Annotated in this window: 18 protein-coding genes; 8 read left to right on the forward strand and 10 right to left on the reverse strand. The window is 56.6% G+C overall.

What is annotated here, in order from left to right:
• Nucleotides 1-8 precede the first annotated feature (8 nt).
• The 8 genes from glpK to dinB form a co-directional block, all read right to left on the reverse strand.
• Nucleotides 9-1,490 (reverse strand): glycerol kinase GlpK, encoded by a 1,482-nt coding sequence (glpK, locus tag QVZ43_RS14750; RefSeq protein WP_302910545.1) that lies wholly within the window; start codon nt 1,488-1,490, stop codon nt 9-11.
• A gap of 261 nt (nt 1,491-1,751) precedes the next feature.
• Entirely contained in the window at nt 1,752-3,326 is a 1,575-nt protein-coding gene (locus tag QVZ43_RS14755) for an ATP-binding protein (protein WP_302910546.1), read from the reverse strand.
• Nucleotides 3,327-3,395: 69 nt separating this feature from the next.
• The gene (locus QVZ43_RS14760; protein ID WP_223792805.1) at nt 3,396-4,124 is read right to left on the reverse strand and encodes a response regulator; all 729 of its coding nucleotides are present in this window, start codon (nt 4,122-4,124) and stop codon (nt 3,396-3,398) included.
• A gap of 229 nt (nt 4,125-4,353) precedes the next feature.
• Entirely contained in the window at nt 4,354-4,824 is a 471-nt protein-coding gene (locus tag QVZ43_RS14765) for an FKBP-type peptidyl-prolyl cis-trans isomerase (protein ID WP_302910547.1), read from the reverse strand.
• Complete coding sequence (locus tag QVZ43_RS14770; RefSeq protein WP_302910548.1) at nt 4,824-7,034, reverse strand: acetyl-CoA hydrolase/transferase C-terminal domain-containing protein; 2,211 nt, start codon at nt 7,032-7,034, stop codon at nt 4,824-4,826. The genes QVZ43_RS14765 and QVZ43_RS14770 overlap by 1 nt, the downstream gene beginning before the upstream one ends.
• 131 nt (nt 7,035-7,165) lie before the next feature.
• Nucleotides 7,166-7,489 carry a hypothetical protein gene (locus QVZ43_RS14775; RefSeq protein ID WP_302910549.1) on the reverse strand — a complete coding sequence of 108 codons (324 nt, stop codon included), beginning with the start codon at nt 7,487-7,489 and terminating at the stop codon, nt 7,166-7,168.
• A 225-nt stretch (nt 7,490-7,714) separates the two neighbouring features.
• Complete coding sequence (locus QVZ43_RS14780; RefSeq protein WP_302910550.1) at nt 7,715-8,752, reverse strand: NADP(H)-dependent aldo-keto reductase; 1,038 nt, start codon at nt 8,750-8,752, stop codon at nt 7,715-7,717.
• Between the two features lie 61 nt (nt 8,753-8,813).
• Nucleotides 8,814-9,878 carry a DNA polymerase IV gene (gene dinB, locus QVZ43_RS14785; protein WP_302910551.1) on the reverse strand — a complete coding sequence of 355 codons (1,065 nt, stop codon included), beginning with the start codon at nt 9,876-9,878 and terminating at the stop codon, nt 8,814-8,816.
• A 115-nt stretch (nt 9,879-9,993) separates the two neighbouring features.
• Between dinB and QVZ43_RS14790 the strand changes: the two genes are divergently transcribed.
• The 5 genes from QVZ43_RS14790 to minE all read left to right on the forward strand — a co-directional run bounded on the left by QVZ43_RS14790 (nt 9,994) and on the right by minE (nt 12,564).
• Entirely contained in the window at nt 9,994-10,278 is a 285-nt protein-coding gene (locus QVZ43_RS14790; protein WP_223792799.1) for a DUF1244 domain-containing protein, read from the forward strand.
• Nucleotides 10,275-10,655, forward strand: a complete 381-nt coding sequence (locus tag QVZ43_RS14795) for a HopJ type III effector protein (RefSeq protein WP_302910552.1) — start codon at nt 10,275-10,277, stop codon at nt 10,653-10,655. The genes QVZ43_RS14790 and QVZ43_RS14795 overlap by 4 nt, the downstream gene beginning before the upstream one ends.
• Complete coding sequence (minC, locus tag QVZ43_RS14800) at nt 10,652-11,419, forward strand: septum site-determining protein MinC (RefSeq protein ID WP_302910553.1); 768 nt, start codon at nt 10,652-10,654, stop codon at nt 11,417-11,419. Before QVZ43_RS14795 ends, minC begins: the two co-directional genes overlap by 4 nt.
• 77 nt (nt 11,420-11,496) lie before the next feature.
• Entirely contained in the window at nt 11,497-12,309 is an 813-nt protein-coding gene (gene minD / locus QVZ43_RS14805) for a septum site-determining protein MinD (RefSeq protein WP_223792796.1), read from the forward strand.
• Between the two features lie 3 nt (nt 12,310-12,312).
• Complete coding sequence (minE, locus tag QVZ43_RS14810; protein ID WP_223792795.1) at nt 12,313-12,564, forward strand: cell division topological specificity factor MinE; 252 nt, start codon at nt 12,313-12,315, stop codon at nt 12,562-12,564.
• Nucleotides 12,565-12,605: 41 nt separating this feature from the next.
• Here minE and QVZ43_RS14815 read toward each other — a convergent pair whose 3' ends face one another.
• Nucleotides 12,606-13,634 (reverse strand): DUF2804 domain-containing protein, encoded by a 1,029-nt coding sequence (locus tag QVZ43_RS14815; protein WP_302910554.1) that lies wholly within the window; start codon nt 13,632-13,634, stop codon nt 12,606-12,608.
• Nucleotides 13,635-13,749: 115 nt separating this feature from the next.
• Here QVZ43_RS14815 and QVZ43_RS14820 point away from each other — a divergent pair, with 115 nt between their 5' ends.
• The 3 genes from QVZ43_RS14820 (at nt 13,750) to QVZ43_RS14830 (ending at nt 16,455) form a co-directional block, all read left to right on the forward strand.
• Nucleotides 13,750-14,478, forward strand: coding sequence for an START domain-containing protein (locus tag QVZ43_RS14820; protein ID WP_302910555.1), 729 nt, complete (start codon nt 13,750-13,752; stop codon nt 14,476-14,478).
• 74 nt (nt 14,479-14,552) lie between these two features.
• A complete protein-coding gene (locus QVZ43_RS14825; protein ID WP_223792792.1) occupies nt 14,553-15,038 on the forward strand; it encodes a CBS domain-containing protein in 486 nt (161 codons plus the stop codon).
• Between the two features lie 61 nt (nt 15,039-15,099).
• Nucleotides 15,100-16,455: a PhoH family protein gene (locus QVZ43_RS14830; protein WP_223793702.1), complete on the forward strand. Its 1,356-nt coding sequence runs from the start codon at nt 15,100-15,102 to the stop codon at nt 16,453-16,455.
• A gap of 93 nt (nt 16,456-16,548) precedes the next feature.
• On the opposite strand, the gene QVZ43_RS14835 is transcribed toward QVZ43_RS14830, so the two are convergent.
• A complete protein-coding gene (locus QVZ43_RS14835; RefSeq protein ID WP_302910556.1) occupies nt 16,549-18,732 on the reverse strand; it encodes a TRAP transporter permease in 2,184 nt (727 codons plus the stop codon).
• Nucleotides 18,733-18,747: the final 15 nt, after the last annotated feature.

The raw sequence follows: 18,747 nt of genomic DNA on the forward strand, positions 1-18,747 counted from the left end.
CACCTTTTTTAGTTATTGCAAACGCGCTCTACTGCATCCAGCCAGCCTGAATAGAGCGATTCCCGTAATGCGGGCGTCATCACCGGATGGAATTGGCGCTCGCATTCCCAGAGCGCAGACACTTCATCGAGGCTTTCGTACACGCCGGTTTGCAATCCGGCTAGGAAAGCCGCACCCAGAGCGGTTGTCTCGGTCACTCTCGGGCGGTCAACCGTGACGTTGAGAATATCCGCCAGGAACTGCATCACCCAGTCGTTCACTGACATTCCGCCATCAACCCGTAAACCTTCCAGCGGCGCGCCATCGTTCTGGATAGCCCGAACCAGATCTTTGGTTTGGTAACAGACCGACTGCAGACCAGCCGTAACGATTTCCGCGATGCCCGTGTCACGGGTCAACCCCATGATGGCTCCGCGAGCATGAGGATCCCAGTGAGGGGCGCCCAAACCGGTGAATGCCGGCACCAGGTAAACCGGGTTGTTGACCCCCACCGTTTCCGCGTGGGCCGAGGACTCGCTGGCGTGACTGATAAGCTTCAGACCATCCCGCAACCACTGCATGGCCGCCCCCGCCACAAAAATACTCCCTTCCATGGCATAGCATGGCTTGCCATTGAGGCGGTAAGCCATAGTCGTCAGCAACCGGTTTTCCGACCGAAGGGCCTGATCCCCGGTGTTCAGCATGAGGAAGCAGCCAGTGCCGTAGGTACTCTTGGCCATGCCCGGCTGAAAGCAGGCCTGCCCGATCAATGCCGCATGCTGATCACCGGCAATACCGGCAATGGCTACCGGCGCTCCCAGCCATCTTGACTCTGTGGTTCCAAAATCAGCTGCGCTGTCGAGCACGTCTGGCAAAATGGCTTTCGGCACACGGAACAGCTTCAGGAGCTCGTCATCCCAGGACTGGTCGTGAATATTGAAGAGCGCCGTCCGGGACGCATTCGTAGCATCGGTATAGTGGGACTGGCCATCGGTCAGATTCCATAACAACCAGCTATCCACCGTTCCGAACGCAAGTTCGCCGTCTTCCGCACGCTGACGGGCGCCATCAACATGATCAAGAATCCAGGCCGCCTTTGTCGCAGAAAAGTAGGGATCGATCAGCAGCCCGGTTCTTTCTACCACCAGGTCTTCATACCCGTCAGACTTCAGCTTTGTACACAATGACGCCGTTCGCCGATCCTGCCAGACGATGGCGCGGTAGATGGGCTCGCCCGTTTGACGATCCCACACCACCGTCGTTTCCCGCTGATTGGTAATACCAATGCCCGACAGGCCAGCCGCTTCAATACCTGCTTTTGCCAGGGCCCCACGACACACGGCGAGTGTACTGTCCCAGATTTCGGTCGCATCATGCTCGACCCAGCCGTCCCGTGGGAAGTATTGGCGAAATTCCTGCTGGTCGACACCAACAATGGTGCCCGTTTCATCGAATACGATGGCGCGAGAGCTTGTCGTTCCCTGATCGATGGCAAGCAGATAGCGACTCATGAGTTCCTCCGGTGATTTTTCCCGGAGTTTAGCAACCCGCTCACCTGAGGGAGAGGACTCAGCACAAAAAAATGGAAGGAAAAGATAAAAAAAGGGCCGGAAAACCGGCCCTCAAAATGACGAATGAAACAAGGAAAGTTCGTAAGAACTACAACCTCAAAAGTCATCCCTTACGTTTTCCATTATTGGGAAAAGCCCACTACACGTCAGTAGCGGTTCTGTAGCCGCTTTGTTACATAAGGTGAGAGGGCGAGAAGTGGCTCACACAATGGCGTCCACCGGCTTCTTGCGGGGCCATACAAGGCTGAAACGAGCACCGCCCAAACGCTCACTTCGGCCGACAAATGCCTGCCCACCATGCCAATACAGAATCCGGCGCACAATCGATAACCCCAGACCATAACCACCGGAGGTGCGAGTCCGGCTATCATCCAGGCGGGCAAAGGCTGTGAACACCTTTTCCCAGTCACTTTCAGGGATACCGGGGCCATCATCCTCGACGTCGACCCGGCAGTTATCTTCATCAATGTGGCAATGCACTCTCACCCTGCCGGCCGCATATCTCCCGGCGTTACCAACAAGGTTCTGAATGGCCCGGTGAATATATCGAGGCTCGATATCCGCCATGGCCCACTGCTCTGAACCCTCTTCGATATCCGCCTCAATAGTCAGTGCCGGCCGGATTAACTGCTGCTCGGAGACAACCTGCCGCACCAGATCGGTGACCGATCCTTCCTGAAGAGAAAACACCGGCCCACCTTGTTCAAGGCGGGCATAGGTCAGTATTTCGTCAATCAGTTCATCCAGTTCCTGGATGTCCCCATCAATACCTTCCAGCTGCTTCTCCAGCCGCTTTTCATCCTCACAGTTTTCAATCATCTGAACCCCGAAACGAATCCGGGCAACAGGCGTCCGAAGCTCATGGGACACCGCATGGATCATTTCCCGCTGAACCTGAACCAGTCGCTGAATGTGTTCTGCCATGCCATTGAACGATGCGGCAAGCCGGGAAACCAATGTACCCGAACCAGATTCGACTCTGGCTCCCATCTCGCCACGGGCAATGCGGACAACAACGGACTCAACCATTCGCAAGTTGTTGTCGACCTCCCGAAGTGCAAGTACCAGTACCACCGCCAGCACGCCACCGACGGCCATGACAAGCAGAACAATGACGGGCAAGGCCCAGGGATCAAACGGCCGAGCCATATCAATGCGGAACAACTCCCCGTCGGACAGCTGCATCAACACATGGCCCACGCCGCCAGAGTCGTCACGAAAGAAGACGACACCGCGGCGCAGAACCTGCTCCAGCACTTCATCAGACGGCAGGGTTTCCGGCTCTGAAACCCGGCCTATGCCCACAGCCAGTGCCTCGCCAAGCTGCTTCGCCAGGACCGCCCGGTCATCCGGCATTGCGGCATCGAGATGGCGAAGAACGATCATGGCTGTTGCCTCGGAAACCCCGCGATACAATTCCTCAAATCGAACCTGGATGACCTTGCCATCACCACCCTGGGCAAGTACCCGATAACCTACGCCGGTTTCGAGGGAAACAACCTGATCGTAACCAAGCCGTTCTTCCACCAACGGCGCCAACTTCAACTCATTGATATCAACAATTCTGAAGTCGTAGCCGGCATGGAGCCAGTGCTCCGGAGCATTCAAATCGGGCTCGGCCTGAAGCCAACGCATCAGCGGATCGGGGAAGTGCTCATGCCAGGCCATGGAACGCACGGCGTTAACCCCTACGAACAGGGCAACGCACAGCAGCATAACCAGCACCATGAGGCCGGCAAAGCGGGCATAGAGTTTGAGAAAAAACGTCAGGGACATGTCACAAACCCTGGTGGGCGTCGCCGGTGAACACCCGGGGTGTTGTCACCGGCACTGAGGGCAGCGGAGTCAGGCTTCCTTAACGAACAGATAACCTTTGCTGCGAACCGTTTTGATGCGTCGTGGGTGAATCGGATCGTCGCCAATCTTGGGACGAATTCTCGATACCCGAACGTCGATGGAGCGATCCTGACCGTCGTATTCAATACCCCGCAGGGCGGTAAAGATTTCCTCGCGGCTGAGTACTCGGCCGGCGTTGCTTGCCAGGAGCCAGAGCAAGTCAAACTCAGCGCTTGTGAGGTCAATACTCTCGTCGTTAAGCCAGGCTTCACGCATGGAGCGATCAACAACAAGATCGTTGAACTGGAGACGAACCGGTTCTTCACCACTGGCTTTTTCGTCGCCGCCCTGACCGGACTCCGTCACTCGACGGAGCATCGCACGGATGCGGGCCAGAAGAACACGGGGTTTGACCGGCTTGCCAATGTAGTCATCTGCGCCCATTTCCAACCCGAGAACCTGGTCGAGATCGTCAGTTCGGGCTGTCAGCATAATGATCGGACCGGTGAAAAACGGGCGGACCCGCCGACAAATGGACAGACCGTCTTCGCCGGGAAGCATTAGATCCAGAACCACCAGATCTGGCTGCTCGTTCCGGATACGTTCAACCGCTGCGCCTCCATTGGTCTCGAGCGTCACCTGCAGGCCGTTACTCTCCAGGTACTCCCTGGTCAGCTCTGCCAGTCGTTCGTCGTCTTCGACAATGAGAATTCGCCAACTTTCGTTCGTCTGTTCCACGCCGTCTATCTCTGATTTTGTTATCGCGGGTTTGGAAAGACCACCTGCCACCGGGGGCCGATAGCCTGATGTTTCAGCAATTATACATGCTGCCACCGAATATACATGGAACAACGCTGCTGTTACACCCCGTGACAGAGCTTAGACAAGATAAGTATTAAATGCCTGTCACAAACATGCCACAAAGCAGAATTAATTCTAACAATCAGGCGCAATTGGTCGTTTTAACTCAGAAAAGCGGACGCCCCTGAGCAACCTCGTCATCGGTCGCCGGCCGACGACCGACAATTTCGAGATCAAAATAGAGGGTATAGCCAGCGAGAGGATGATTTGCATCCACTTTCACCAGATTGCCATCGATCGCCACAACCTTGACGACCTGCGCCTGATCGCCGGTGTTGGTCTGGAACTTCATACCCACTTCCAGCTTCTCAATCCCTTCGAACATCGAGCGTGGCACCTTGCGAATCAACTCAGGGTTATGCTCGCCATAGGCCATGGCTGGCGGCACGGTGACCTCAAGGCAGTCCCCTACACCGCGATCCTTCACGGCCTCCTGAATACCTTCAATGATATTCGGGCTCCCATAGACGAAATGGAGGGGTTCGCTCCCTTCTGAAGTATCGACCAGATCACCAAGCTTGTTTTTCAGAACGTAGTGAACCGTGAAAACATCGGGTTTGACACTTGCATCAACCATCAGCCGCTTGAATTTCCTGTATTGGTGGGTGGCTCAGTCAGCTGCAGGCCATAAATCACGAGGCGCTGATCCAGCGTCTGCCTCAACCCTTTCGGGTTGGACAATCCCATGCGATCGAGAAGGGGCTGGTAAATGCCCTCCTCATCCCGCACCCGGATAGCCTGCAATATGGCGCGGAGTTTACCACGACGACTGCCGGTTGCGGCCTTAAGCGCCTTAAGGGCTTTCCCTAACCTCAACTCATCATCCGTAAAATCGCAACCGAATGGGAATGCCGGAAACAGATCGGGCCGTCCTGGCGCAGCCAACGCCTTGCGAACAGCCTCTGGCGTGTTATTGCACCAGGCATCGGGCAATCGAAAGTTCGGATCGACCTTGCCCGCTTTCTGCGCTTGCTTGAGCAATGAAGCCTGGAAACGCGAGTCGGCAATTCGGATCAGTCGCAGATAGACCTGCTCATCAGGCTGTCCCCGCAGATCGGCAATGCCATACTCGGTAATAACCACGTCCCGTAGATGTCGTGGAATCGTGCAGTGGGCGTAATTGAACACAATGTTGGACAGGATCTCACCACCGGATTTCCGGGTTGCCCGCATGGTGAGGATGGATCGCCCGCCCGGTAACTCATGGGCCATAGCAACAAAGTTGTACTGACCACCAACCCCACTCACTACCCGGCCGTCCGCCAGCCCATCCGATACGGCGGCGCCGCTGAGGGTATACATCATCGCCGAATTAATAAACCGGCCATCGACCCGCTGGGCCGCCTTAAGCCGCTGATTGCCATAGCGATGATCGTAGAGCTGATTGATATAGTTGACGCTGGTCATGCACACCTGAGCGCGTTGTTCATCGGTCATTTCCCGAAGTGCCTGGTAAAACCGTTCCGGACCGACATAGAAACCACCGTGCATGACAATACCGCCTCGTAACCGGTCTCCCAGCAGGTAGGCCTCAATGGCCTTGCGCGCGTCTGGGTTATCCAGATCACCTTCCACAGAGTGCTCGCCAATGAGCAATCGGCCACCCCGAAACTCCACGGAGTCCTTGAGAACCCCCAGGCTCACCAGCCAGGTCACGTCTCTGGACCGGAAAGGTGAATCAATCAACTGGTGCTTGCGAAGCACGTCCAGAGACTCGATGGTAATGGCGTCGCTCAGCTCGCCGCGATTGATCAATTCCTGCAGGTCCGCATTGTCGTAAACCTGACGTTTCAGGATGCCGGCCTGCATCAGATACAGGAAGCCATCCACCATCATTTCACTGCAACCATAGAGCCCTTTTTCGAAGGTTCCTGTCCCTCCTTCTGCAGCGACCATTGGAAATTGGCCCGCCACATCAAGGTGATCGAATACCGCCTGCCAATCCGGGTTCTGGGTGTGACGGAGAATTGTGCTGTAGACCAGGGCCGCACCCAAAGAGCCGATACCCACCTGCAGGGTACCGCCATCCCGCAGCAACGCGCTGGCGTAGAATCCGATCAGATGATCCTCGGGACTGATGGCCAATGCTGGAGCCGAGAACAGCGGATAGTCCGTGGAAGGCTGCTCAAACACCACATCGAAATCCGTCTCGCCGACGGCGGCGTGATTTCCCATGTAGGGAAGATTCCGGTTTATTTCCGCCACCAGGGCCACAGGCTGCCCACCCGCTTCCCGCTCCCGCATCAGCGGAATCAGGTCCAGCGTCAGATCCGGATTGCAGCTCAGGCTGGCCCGCCCCGGATCGCCCGCACGCTCTCCGGGAGACACCATTTGCGCAACCACGTTGATCCCCTGGGACATCAGGTCCCGCACGGCGTGGGTGTAATTGCTGCTGACGTAATGACGCTGCTGGGACTGGTTGTTCAGGTAACTGCCGGCCTTGAAGAAGAACTCAGAAACCGTCACGTTGGGCGGCAGGGCATTACTGGACACCGCCCGGGCATAGGCCAGCTCGGGGATTTCACCGTACAGGCGTTCGGTGAAAGGCTCGAGGAAACGCTTCTCGAGGGAGGAACCTCCTCTGGGAGCAAGTAACGACAGAGCCGTTACGATGTGCAGCTTGATATCCGGATCGGCCTTGGCGCGCTCGTAAAGAGCGTTGGCAAACCGAACCGGTTTTCCCAGCCCCAGGGGCATACCGAGAGTAATGCTCTTGCCAACCCGACGAATGACTTCGTCGACGCAAGTCTCGACATCATTCAATCGACGACCGCTTTCCTGCGCCATTCCCAAGCTCCTTCTTATTCTCAGCCCGTTGTTTGACCAATGATGATCACATGGCCGATCAGGAGTGGCAATGTACTCGGAGGGGTTTTGTATTTTTTTTGATCAGAAATTTAGAGAAACACTGATCTGGATCAGAAGATCCACTTGAGATTGAGGCAGGCGCCTTCGTTCAGCAGAGCAACGCCATGGTCTGGCTGGGCAGGTTCGGAGGCAAAGCGCTTGTCGTCATCTCGGCGGGACAGGGACCAGGTCAGTAGACGGGAGCCAAGCTCGGAGAAAACACCGACCGAAACGTCGTCATTGTCATTGCCGGCGAGGCGTTCCTGGGCGCCGATAATCCCTTCAACGGCACTGCTTTCCGAACGCTCCTCAAAGACACGCTCGTCGGCTTCGGCACGAACCACAAAGGCGACCAGATTGAGAACGAGCAGTGCGACAAATAGACGAATAATCATGACACTTCTGAAACCTGAAAAATCGAAACGCGATACGGATATCAACTAATTCTAAAGTCTAATGATTGTGCGCCGAAAAGGTGTGAAGTTGTACACAAAGCAGTCATTTATTTGTCATCTTTTAACTTTCTTTTTGTCAAAAAATAATCCTGAATATTTCCGGATGTAATCGGAGCTGCCTTTGCCCCGGCCTGGTGCCGGGGCGAAAGGACCCAAAAGAGAGCGTCAAGGACAGGGGTAAGTATATGTTTGGTGAAGATTTTCCAAAGACGCCAACAACTCTTCGCTGAGCTCGATGAACGCTGACCCCAGGTTTTCCTGAAGCTGCTCCAATGTCGTCGCACCAATGATATTACTGGTGACAAAACTCCGACTATTTACATAGGCCAATGCCATCTGTGACGGCGACAACCCGTACTCTTTCGCCAAGTCCACGTAGGCTCGGGTGGCAGCCATTCCTTGCTCGCCAGTGTAACGGCTAAACCGCTCGAAGAGCGTCAGTCGCCCGTTCTCTGGCCAGACATCGCCAAGATATTTCCCGGACAGCATGCCAAACGCCAGAGGCGAATAGGCCAAAAGCCCAACACCCTCACGATGGGCAACTTCGGCAAGACCAACCTCGAAAGAACGATTCAACAGGTTGTAGGGGTTCTGGATACTGACGGGCCTGGGCCAGTCATTTTCCCGGGAAAGGCGCAGGTACTCCATGGTCCCCCAGGGGGTTTCATTTGACAGACCAACATGACGAACCTTGCCCTCCCTGACCAGTTCATCAAGAGCCTCAAGAGTCTCTTCTATGGGAGTGAAATGTTCATTCGCCTTGTGCTCGTAACCCAGCTTCCCAAAGAAATTGGCGCCCCGGTCTGGCCAGTGCACCTGGTACAGGTCGATATAATCGGTCTGCAACCGCTTGAGGCTGGCCTCACAGGCCTCGCGGATGTGGTTGCGGGTAAGACGCGGTCCATTTCTCAGATAGGTCAACCCATTGCCCGGCCCCGCCACTTTAGAGGCAATCACCAGATCGTCCCTGCGCCCCCGGCGTGCCAGCCAGTTGCCCAGATAGGTTTCCGTAAGGCCCTGGGTCTCCGCGCGGGGCGGCACCGGATACATTTCGGCCGCATCAATAAAATTCACACCCTCCGAGGTGGCTAAATCCAGTTGCTCGAAGGCTTCCTGCTCGGTGTTCTGTTCGCCCCAGGTCATGGTCCCCAGGCAAATCAGACTGACATCGAGATCGGTCTTACCCAACTTCCGGGTTTCCATAGCAGCTCCTTGTTGATGTGTGACATGAAGAATAGTGAGGGTCGCGCCACGCCCGCGGGTTTCAGTCGAACAATCTCAACTGGGTCACAGGCGCATCGTCATTGCGGAAGCGTACGCCCATTCCAAGCAACCGGACCGGACGGTCGCCCTCGGCGACTAACTCCCGAAACAAAGGCAGATAGTCATCGAGCGCTGGCAACTCAATATGTTCGCGCACCCTTTCCAGCGTATGAGTAGAGAAATCACTGTAGCGTACTTTGACAAACAGCTTGTGGATCGGCTTCTTCCGGCCTTTGCGGGTCAAACGGTGAGTCAGGTCGTCCACCAGCGATGCCATCACCGTTTCACAGGCCGCCCGGTCGGGTAAATCCTGGGAAAATGTCCGCTCAACACTGACTGACTTGGCCACCCGGGAAACCACCACCGAACGCTCATCACGCCCATGGGCCATTTCGTAAAGGCGGTAACCCTGTTTGCCAAAGCGATCAATCATTACTTCCGGCGCCAGAGCCCGGATGTCACCACAGGTTTTTATCCCCAGACCGTACAGTTTTTTGGCCGTCACCTCCCCCACACCGAAAAGCTTTTCAACAGGCAGTTCCATCACAAAGGCATCAACATCTTCCGGACGGACGACAAACAGTCCGTCGGGTTTTTGCCAATCACTGGCAATCTTGGCGAGGAATTTGTTCGGAGCCACTCCCGCCGACACAGTGATGCCCACCTCCTCGAGGATGCGCGCCCGCAGTTTCCGGGCCATCAGCGTTGCGCTGCCCCTGCAATCAGTAACGTCAGTGACGTCAAGAAAGGCTTCATCCAGAGACAAAGGCTCTACCAGGTCGGTCATTTCCCGCAAAATGGCCATCACCTGTTGCGACACAGCCCGGTAACGCGCCATATCCGGCGGGACCGTCACCAGGCCCGGGCACAGGCGGCGTGCCTCACTGCCGGGCATGGCAGAGCGAACTCCAAATGCCCGCGCTTTATAATTACAGGTAGTGACCACACCCCTGCCCCCGTCGCCGCCCACCGCCAGGGGAACATCGCGCAAAGAGGGATCGTCACGCATCTCCACCGCTGCGTAAAAACAGTCGCAATCAATGTGGATGATTTTGCGCTGACTCATGGCTCGGGGCTCACAACAAGACACATGTACATTTATACAGCCTTGTATCTTAAGCTAACATACAGAGAATGTCAGGAAGAGTAGTCATCGCAACACAAAAACATCGCGAGGCCCCATGAGCAATCCAATCCCAGAATCCCGTCGCACCGAAATCGAGGCGGCCGCTTTTCGACGCCTAGTAAAACACCTGCAGGAACACACCGATGTGCAGAACATCGACTTGATGAACCTGGCCAGTTTCTGCCGGAATTGCCTGTCGAAATGGTATCGCGCCGAGGCCCAGGAGCGTGGCTTTGACATTTCCGATCCGGATGCCCGGGAGGAAATCTACGGCATGCCCTATGACGAATGGAAAAGCCGATACCAGTCTGGAGAAAAACAGCAGGCCCCCAAGGAATGATCGTCAACGAAGCTGTACGCATCCACCTGGCGTCGCTGGCGGCAGGTCATGGCGACTTTGCCGGGACGCTGGCACTGGTTGAGCGCTTCTTCGATTATCAGCCTACGGGGTTTCACAATGGGCCACTCGCTAACGCGCCGGGCGAAAACTCCGGCTCCTGCCGGGTGTTCGCCCTGGGGCGGTACTGCAACCTCCCCGAGTCCGACACGCTTGCGCTGTTTGCCGAGCACTACCAGCAGGTCATTAACGACCCATCGGGCAGCAGCCATGCTAACATCCGGCAGTTCATCAGTACTGGCTGGTCGGGCATCCGCTTTGACGTCGAACCGCTCCGGCCGCGCCCAGCGCCCAACACCACGGAAGAGAAACATTCATGACCGATAACGCCAAGGCCGGGGTTACACAGGTTTTCCAGCTCAAGAGTGCCAGCCTATCCATTACCGCTATAGAGCTGTATTTTTTCGATAACGACGAGTTTGAAGCCACACTTCGGGACAAAATCAGTCAGGCCCCGGGCTTCTTCAAGGACATTCCCGTCATCATTGCCCTGGAAAAATACGAAGGCCTGGACAGCGAACTGGATTTTTTCAAAATTATTGGCATCTGCCGCAGGCATAACATGCATGTCGTGGGTGTTCGCGGCGGAACCGACGATCAGCGACGCCTTGCCCGTGGTGCTGCACTGGCGTTGCTGCCGGCCGCCGGCCAGAAAGAACCGGCCCGGGAGCCCGACCCTGCACCACAACAGGTCCAGGAGGCATCACCCGCCGCCCAACCCGCAGTAGAGGTCAAATCGAGCGAAGCCGTGCCGGCAAGGGTTGTCTCCCAGCCAGTTCGTTCGGGCCAGCAAGTGTACGCACCCGAAGGCGATCTGATCATTCTGGCCCCGGTACAAGCCGGCGCGGAAGTCCTCGCGGGCGGCAACATCCACGTGTATGGGCCACTGCGGGGCAGAGCCCTGGCTGGCATCCATGGCGCCCAGAACGCCAGAATTTTTTGCCAATCCCTTGAAGCAGAGCTTGTGTCCATTGCCGGACACTATAAAATTTCAGAAGATCTTCAGAATGACGGCTGGAAAAGCGCGGTTCAAATCCAGCAAAAGGACGATTTGCTGGTGGTAACGCCACTAGACAAAGCCTGACAGTAAGACAAAATACAACAATAGAAGCATTCATTCGGCATATTCCGACGAACTCACCGCGATACAGGAAATGAACCTTGGCTAGAATCATTGTCGTCACCTCAGGAAAAGGCGGCGTTGGCAAAACCACCACCAGCGCCTCAATCAGCACCGGTCTTGCCAAGCGCGGCCACAAAACCGTCGTCATCGATTTTGATGTTGGCCTGCGAAATCTGGACCTGATCATGAACTGCGAGCGACGGGTCGTTTACGACTTCGTCAATGTCATTCAGGGAGAAGCCTCCCTCACCCAGGCACTGATCCGCGACAAGCGGGTTGAGAACCTCTACATTCTTCCTGCCTCACAGACCCGGGAAAAGGAAGCCCTGACCAAAGATGGCGTGGAAAAGGTGATCAACGAGCTGTCTGAAAACTTCGACTACATCGTGTGCGACTCACCTGCGGGCATCGAGCACGGCGCTCTGATGGCGCTGTACTACGCCGACGAGGCAGTTGTCGTTACCAACCCGGAAGTGTCCTCAGTCCGTGACTCCGACCGCATCCTTGGCATCTTGCAAAGCAAATCCCGTCGCGCCGAGATGGGCCAGGATCCGGTCAAGGAACACCTGTTGCTGACTCGCTATAACCCGGCCCGGGTTGAGCGGGGCGAAATGCTGTCCGTTAACGACGTGGAAGAAATTCTGGCCATCCCCCTGCTGGGCGTGATCCCGGAAAGTCAGGTCGTGCTTAATGCATCCAACCAGGGCGTACCGGTCATCCTGGAAGAAGAGAGTGACGCGGGCCAGGCCTACGATGACGCAGTCAGCCGCCTTCTGGGCGAAGAGCGCGAGCACCGTTTCATGACAGCCCAGAAGAAAGGCTTCTTCTCCCGCATGTTCAAGGGAGGTTAAGGCATGAGCTTCCTTGATTATTTCCGGGGCAGCAAGAAGAACACCGCCAACGTCGCCAAAGAGCGCCTGCAGATTATTGTTGCGCACGAACGCGGTCAGCGCGAGCAGCCGGACTATCTGCCGCAACTGCAGCAGGAGCTTCTGAATGTCATTCGCAAGTACGTGCAGATCAGTGATGACATGGTGCAGGTAGAGGTTGACCGGAACGACGACGTCTCCGTTCTGGAACTCAACGTCACCCTGCCCGAGCGGTAATTCGCCAGAGTTCGCCCTTCGCTGGTGGTCCCGACCGGGGCCTACCAGCGGGCGTAATGGTCTTCCATCAGGCCTCGCATGCCCCTGATGGCGATGCACTCTCCGTCATCGCCTGTCATCTGGCCCTCAAACGTCCCGATAAACTGCCGGAAGTTGGACGCCAGCACGACCGCATTCAGCTTTTCCTTGCGCACACCTCCGGGTTGAAAGGTCAGATCAACCCGCCCGTCATCGGTCGTCACTCGCCAGGGTTGCTCAGGGTGATATCGATCAAAGTCGAAACAGGCGATACCCAGCTTCACACAACGGCCATCCAGCCACAGCGCATTTTCGGTCACGCCAGTTTCATTCACCCCCGCCGCCAGATTCAGCCCTATTGATCGCCCATCGGGCAACTGACCGGCCATGCAGGCCCAGTTCCAGGCTGTCTCCCGCCGCATGAAACCACAGCTCCAGTCTACGGAGCCGCGGGTTGCCTCATCCGTACGCCAGACCTCCTGTCCCCAGCGGACCTCACCATCCACTGCGAGCCCAGCTGATTTGCGGGTGAAAACCCACCCGTTATAGCCAGCCGGACTCACCAGGCGAAGCGGATCCGAATCCTGCCGAAGCGTCAGGTCTACCTGAATATTCCCGGGAGCCTTCACCTGGATGTGCCGTCCGTCCACATCGGGCATGATACTCATGTTGACCTTTGCATTGGCGAATATCGCCGCTCCGCGCTCCGGCAGGGGATCAATTTCTACCCCCCGCGCCAGTGGCGCCAGGAACGACTGTTCATGCAAGGTTCCGGTCGAGAAGTCGTACAGGTAGAAAAACCCATTGGCCACCAGCTTGAGATCGACGATCGCGATACCAAACACCCAGTCGGCTCCCATGACACTGACAAACTGGAACTGGTTGAACCGCCAGCGCCGCGCCCATCGGGATCGGGGCCGGTCCATAACAGTTCGAAGGTCATAGTCCTGGAAATTGATCTCTTCGACAGCTCCCTTCAGGAGACCCGGGGTAATCTTTCCACACTCATCAATCAGTTTTTCGACCATCACAAATCCGTCAGCTTGGGCCATTTCTCGTGAGGACACCGCCAGTGAGATACCTGGTTCACAATCCCCGGTTTAAGAAAACTGAACAGCCCGACACCCATGCTAGACTCGGACCACAATTGTCAAGGAAGCATACTTCATGAGAACTACCAGAGCCCAGAGCATTACGGGCTGGATGGCGGCCATGGGCGGCGCACTGCTTGGCTTTTTCGTTTCCGCCTCCACTGCGAGCGCAGAGTTACCGGCAGAGAACGCCAAGGATTGGAAACTGCGCCAGGAAGTCGGCAACATCCGGGTCTATACCATCGACCAGTCCGATTCCAGTTTCAAGGCGTTCAAGGCTGAAGCGCTTCTGGACACCCCCATCGAAAACCTGATGGCGGTCATGATCAACCCCGGCTCCTGCCTGGAGTGGGTTCACAACTGCACCGAATCCTACGCATTTGGAGAGGGCAATTTCCACGACCGCTACGCCTACTCGGTCAACAACATGCCCTGGCCAGTCACCGACCGGGATTACGTGCTTCGCATCCGGACTCAGGGTGACGAGGAAACCGGCGAAATCATCATGGACCTCAATGCAACCCCGAACCAACGTGAGGAGTTCAGGGACCGGATTCGCGTCGACCGCTCTGACACCCTCTACCGTTTCATCCCCAGAGGCGAGCAGACCCGCATGGTCTGGGTTCAGCACACCGACCCAAACGGTTCCCTTCCCGGCTGGCTGGTTAACTCACTTCTGGTGGACATTCCCGTGCGCTCCCTGCAGGCACTGGAACGCGTCGCGAACAAGGAACGCTATCAGGGCTATGAACTGGTCTATGACGAGACTGGCAAACTGACCAGTGTTCGCAACTCAGCTCGTTAGCAAGAAGGGGATGACTCGTCTCCGGTGAGACGATAAGCTTGGGCAAAAGAACCACAAAAGGCAGGCACCGATCCATGACGGTTCTCGCTTACGAGATCATGACTCCCAGCATCAAGGCTGTTCCCCAGGCCTGGACCATGGACCGGCTCGCCCGCTTCCTCATCGACAACGAAATAACCGGCAGCCCGGTCACCAATGACCAGGGCGACATTGTCGGGATTGTCACCCTCAAGGACATCACCGAGTTCCGCTGGAATGCCAACCGGTCTGAAACCGATAACCGTCTGACCCCGGAAGAGGAGGAAGAGGCCAGGCGCCTGCGCATGTTCATTTTCGAGGAAATGAGCAAAGTCCCGGTGGAAGTTCGGGACATCATGACCCCCAGCGTCCTGTCCGTCGACGAACAAACCCCGGTTCACGACATCGCGGACATCATGATGCGCGAACACCTGCACCGGATCTTTGTAAAAAAAGATAAAAAAATAACGGGAATAATAACCACATACGATATGCTCAAGTTAATCTCAGACAAGGAACTGATGCAGCGATGTGCCCTGTAACAACAGCCTGACCAGAGAGGTAGCGCGACCTATGCCCGGAGCACCTGAAGCTCACAAGAAGATGTACGTCCTCGACACCAACGTCCTGATTCACGATCCCAACGCCCTCCTGAATTTTGAAGAACACGATGTCATCATCCCGATGACAGTCCTCGAAGAACTCGACAACCTCAAATCCGGCAAGCAGGCCGTTGCCGCCGATTGCCGCCAGGCCATCCGAAACATCGACAAACTCCTCGGCGATGCCACCCCGAAGGAAATCGAAAAGGGTGTTCCCATTGTCCGTGCCGAAAAAGCGGATCCATTGGGCAGGCTACTGATTCTGATGAGCACGCAGCACTCCGAGACTCACTCGCTGCCAGAGCACCTGAACGACAACAAGATCATCAATACCCTTGCGGCCCTGCAGGAAAAGCACGAAGGCTATGAGATCATCCTCGTCAGCAAAGACATCAACATGCGCCTGAAAGCTCGCGGGTTCGGTGTCGAAGCGCAGGACTACCACAACGACCAGTTGCTGGACGACATTGACCTGTTGCCCAAGGGCTACCACGAGTTCCCCAACTCTTTCTGGGACACCATTGAGAAAGTTGAAACCGTGCAGCGCGAAGGTGTTACTGAACACATCCTCAGGCGAGAGGGCGCGCTGGCACAGTTGCACATCAACGAGTTCGTGATTGACGAGCAGGGCTTCGTGGGCCGGGTTACCGACCTGTCCAGCGATCAAATCGTCATTCGTGACCTGCATCAGCACGACCTGATGGATGAGGAGGTCTGGGGTCTGGTGCCACGGGACATTTACCAGGCACTGGCCCTGAACCTGCTGCTCGACCCGGAAGTCCATCTGGTGAACCTGACCGGCTCTGCAGGCTCTGGTAAAACCATCCTGGCGCTGGCCGCCTGCATCGAAATGACCGTGGCCAGCAAGCTTTACAAGCGCATCATTGCCACCCGCTCCACCCAGGGTCTGGATGAGGACATTGGTTTCCTGCCGGGCACCGAAGCCGAGAAAATGGAGCCCTGGCTGGGGGCCATCGTGGATAACCTCGAAGCCCTGCACGAAGACGACGAGAACATGACGGCAAGCGTGGATTACATCCTCAGCAAGGTGCCACTGCACTTCAAGTCGATGAACTACATCCGGGGCCGGAGCTTCCAGCACAGCCTGATCATCATCGATGAGTCACAAAACCTGACGCCACACCAGATCAAGACGATCATCACCCGGGCCGGCAACGGTTCCAAGGTGATCTGTCTGGGTAACCTGGCTCAGATCGATACCCCGTACCTCAGTTCCCTGAGTTCAGGCCTGACCTATATGACCGAGCGCTTCAAGAATTTTCGTCACGGCGGACACATCCATCTGCAAGGCGTGCCCAGATCGGCCCTGGCGGAATACGCCGAAGCCAACCTCTAACGCAAAACACCCCAACCGGGAATTTACCGGTTGGGGTGTTTGCTCAGGGCTACAGATGCCTTTGTCGCCCACAGGGCGTTGCTGTCTCTGGCGTCAGGCGGTCGCCACCTTCTCCGCCCGCTGGCGCTGCAGCAGAAACGCCACAACCGCCAGCGCGATACCGCCAAGATCGGTCCAGACTCCACCTTCGATCATCAGTAGGGCCGACGCAATCAGCAGAAGCCTGACCAGCCACGGCGCCGCAGCCCGGGCAAACCAGCCCAGCACACCACCGGAGAGCAGATACACACCAAAGGTCGCAGTGATCAAAGCCCGCACAATGTCAAACCAGCCTGCTTCCATCAATAGCGCACTGTTGTAGAAGAACATGAACGGCACGATGAAAGCGGCAATGCCGATCCGGAAAGACGCCACCGAGGTTTCCATGGCATTGGCTCCCGAGATGCCGGCGGCGGCGTAGGACGCCAGGGCCACCGGCGGTGTGATGGCTGACACCACGGCAAAGTAGAACACAAAGAAGTGCGCGGTGAGCGGATCGATACCCAACTGCACCAGGCCCGGTGCCACCACGGATGCCGCCACCGCGTACGCAGCGGTCGTGGGCATGCCCATACCGAGCAATATCGAAATCAGCATGGCAAAGATGAGCGCCAGCAGATGACTTGCCTCCGCCAGGTCCAGGAGCAACACGGAAAAGCGAGCGCCAACCCCGGTCAGTGAAATGACCCCAACGATCACTCCCGCAGCAGCACATACGGCGATGATCTGGACCGACATGTAGGAGGCGATTTCCAGGGCCTTGAGAACACTACGCCATCCCATCTTGTTCGGTGACAGCCAGCTCACCACCGCCGCTGAAACCGTGGCCAGGGTGCCCGCCCGGATTACCGAGTACCCCTGAAACAGGGCCACAATCAGAATCAGGATGGGGATAAACAGGTATACCTGCTTGAGCAGACGCTTCAGGTTCGGCAACTCGTCTTCACGCATGCCGCGCATGCCAAGTTTTTTCGCCTCGAAGTCCACCATGAAAAACACAGAGGCAAAGTAAAGGATGGCCGGGATGATGGCGGCGATAGCAATCTCGGTATAAGGGATACCGGTGATCTCCGCCATGATGAACGCGCCCGCCCCCATGATCGGTGGCATGATCTGGCCACCGGTAGAGGCGGCCGCTTCAACGGCACCCGCCGACTTCTTGCTGTAACCCACCCGTTTCATCAGCGGTATGGTCAGGGAGCCGGTCGATACAACGTTTCCGGCACTGGTGCCGTTGATCATGCCCATCAGACCAGAGGCAAAGATAGCGACCTTGGCGGGACCACCCCGGGAGCGACCAGCGGCCGCAAAGGCGAAGTTTACGAAATAGTCCCCGACCTTCGACGCCTGCAAAAAGGCCGCGAAGATGATGAACAGGATAATGTAAGTCGATGACACTGCGGTCGTTGGCCCGAGAATACCCGCGTCCGTATAGACCTGGCTGAAGAAGCGCTGCACGGACAGCCCCGGATACCCGAGGAAGCCCGGCAGATAGGGCCCAGCAAACACGTAGCCCAGGAAGATCAGCCCTATGACAACCAGTGCGAGGCCCGCGACCCGACGGGTCAACTCCATGATCAGAGCGGTGCCGGCAATCGCGGCGAATGAAATCCCGATGGGCGCAAATGAGGTGCCCGTGGACATCCTCATGGAGGTGTTATAAACCACCAGCAGGTAACCCGCGACAACGATTGAACACACCACCAGGACCAGGTCCGGAAGACTGAAGTGTTCACGATCACGCTGATGGAACCAGGTAACCAGTATGCCGAGCCCGGTCGCGGCCAGCAGCGGCCAGCCGAAATGCCAGGTTTCCAGTTCGGCAGGAATCCGCATGGTTCCACTCTGGATCATCCCGTGGAAAACATACACCTGATAGAGCGCGTAAAGGGCCGGAAGCATCAGCACCCAGGCAGCCCACGTGGTCCAGCGCCGGCGATGCCAGCCTTCTTCAATCGTCACAAATCGCGCGCCGGCATACAGGATGAAGCCAAGCACCAGCGCGCCGGCGATATGCACGATGCGGAAGGACCAGGTTTCCAGTGGCGCAATATTCAGGGTATACAGGTGAAACGCGGAGTAAACGATCGCCAGGAACATCACCAGCTTGAGCAATCCGCCGGTAAAAAGGCGCCTGTTTGCCTCGACAGGTTCCTCGTCCACATCGTGGGCGAGCATATGGTCAGCGTCTTCTGGCAAAGGGGTACTGTTGTTTTTCGGATGCGTGTCTTCGGCCATAAATCAACCTTGGTA

The organism is Marinobacter suaedae (assembly GCF_030519635.1).
Classification (GTDB): domain Bacteria; phylum Pseudomonadota; class Gammaproteobacteria; order Pseudomonadales; family Oleiphilaceae; genus Marinobacter; species Marinobacter suaedae.

What these genes read in the sequence shown, in the direction of transcription:
- glpK (WP_302910545.1), bottom strand. Translation starts at nt 1,490, where the DNA reads ATGAGTCGCTATCTGCTTGCCATCGATCAGGGAACGACAAGCTCTCGC.
- QVZ43_RS14755 (WP_302910546.1), bottom strand. Translation starts at nt 3,326, where the DNA reads ATGTCCCTGACGTTTTTTCTCAAACTCTATGCCCGCTTTGCCGGCCTC.
- QVZ43_RS14765 (WP_302910547.1), bottom strand. Translation starts at nt 4,824, where the DNA reads ATGGTTGATGCAAGTGTCAAACCCGATGTTTTCACGGTTCACTACGTT.
- QVZ43_RS14770 (WP_302910548.1), bottom strand. Translation starts at nt 7,034, where the DNA reads ATGGCGCAGGAAAGCGGTCGTCGATTGAATGATGTCGAGACTTGCGTC.
- QVZ43_RS14775 (WP_302910549.1), bottom strand. Translation starts at nt 7,489, where the DNA reads ATGATTATTCGTCTATTTGTCGCACTGCTCGTTCTCAATCTGGTCGCC.
- QVZ43_RS14780 (WP_302910550.1), bottom strand. Translation starts at nt 8,752, where the DNA reads ATGGAAACCCGGAAGTTGGGTAAGACCGATCTCGATGTCAGTCTGATT.
- dinB (WP_302910551.1), bottom strand. Translation starts at nt 9,878, where the DNA reads ATGAGTCAGCGCAAAATCATCCACATTGATTGCGACTGTTTTTACGCA.
- QVZ43_RS14790 (WP_223792799.1), top strand. Translation starts at nt 9,994, where the DNA reads ATGAGCAATCCAATCCCAGAATCCCGTCGCACCGAAATCGAGGCGGCC.
- QVZ43_RS14795 (WP_302910552.1), top strand. Translation starts at nt 10,275, where the DNA reads ATGATCGTCAACGAAGCTGTACGCATCCACCTGGCGTCGCTGGCGGCA.
- minC (WP_302910553.1), top strand. Translation starts at nt 10,652, where the DNA reads ATGACCGATAACGCCAAGGCCGGGGTTACACAGGTTTTCCAGCTCAAG.
- minE (WP_223792795.1), top strand. Translation starts at nt 12,313, where the DNA reads ATGAGCTTCCTTGATTATTTCCGGGGCAGCAAGAAGAACACCGCCAAC.
- QVZ43_RS14815 (WP_302910554.1), bottom strand. Translation starts at nt 13,634, where the DNA reads ATGGCCCAAGCTGACGGATTTGTGATGGTCGAAAAACTGATTGATGAG.
- QVZ43_RS14820 (WP_302910555.1), top strand. Translation starts at nt 13,750, where the DNA reads ATGAGAACTACCAGAGCCCAGAGCATTACGGGCTGGATGGCGGCCATG.
- QVZ43_RS14825 (WP_223792792.1), top strand. Translation starts at nt 14,553, where the DNA reads ATGACGGTTCTCGCTTACGAGATCATGACTCCCAGCATCAAGGCTGTT.
- QVZ43_RS14830 (WP_223793702.1), top strand. Translation starts at nt 15,100, where the DNA reads ATGTACGTCCTCGACACCAACGTCCTGATTCACGATCCCAACGCCCTC.
- QVZ43_RS14835 (WP_302910556.1), bottom strand. Translation starts at nt 18,732, where the DNA reads ATGGCCGAAGACACGCATCCGAAAAACAACAGTACCCCTTTGCCAGAA.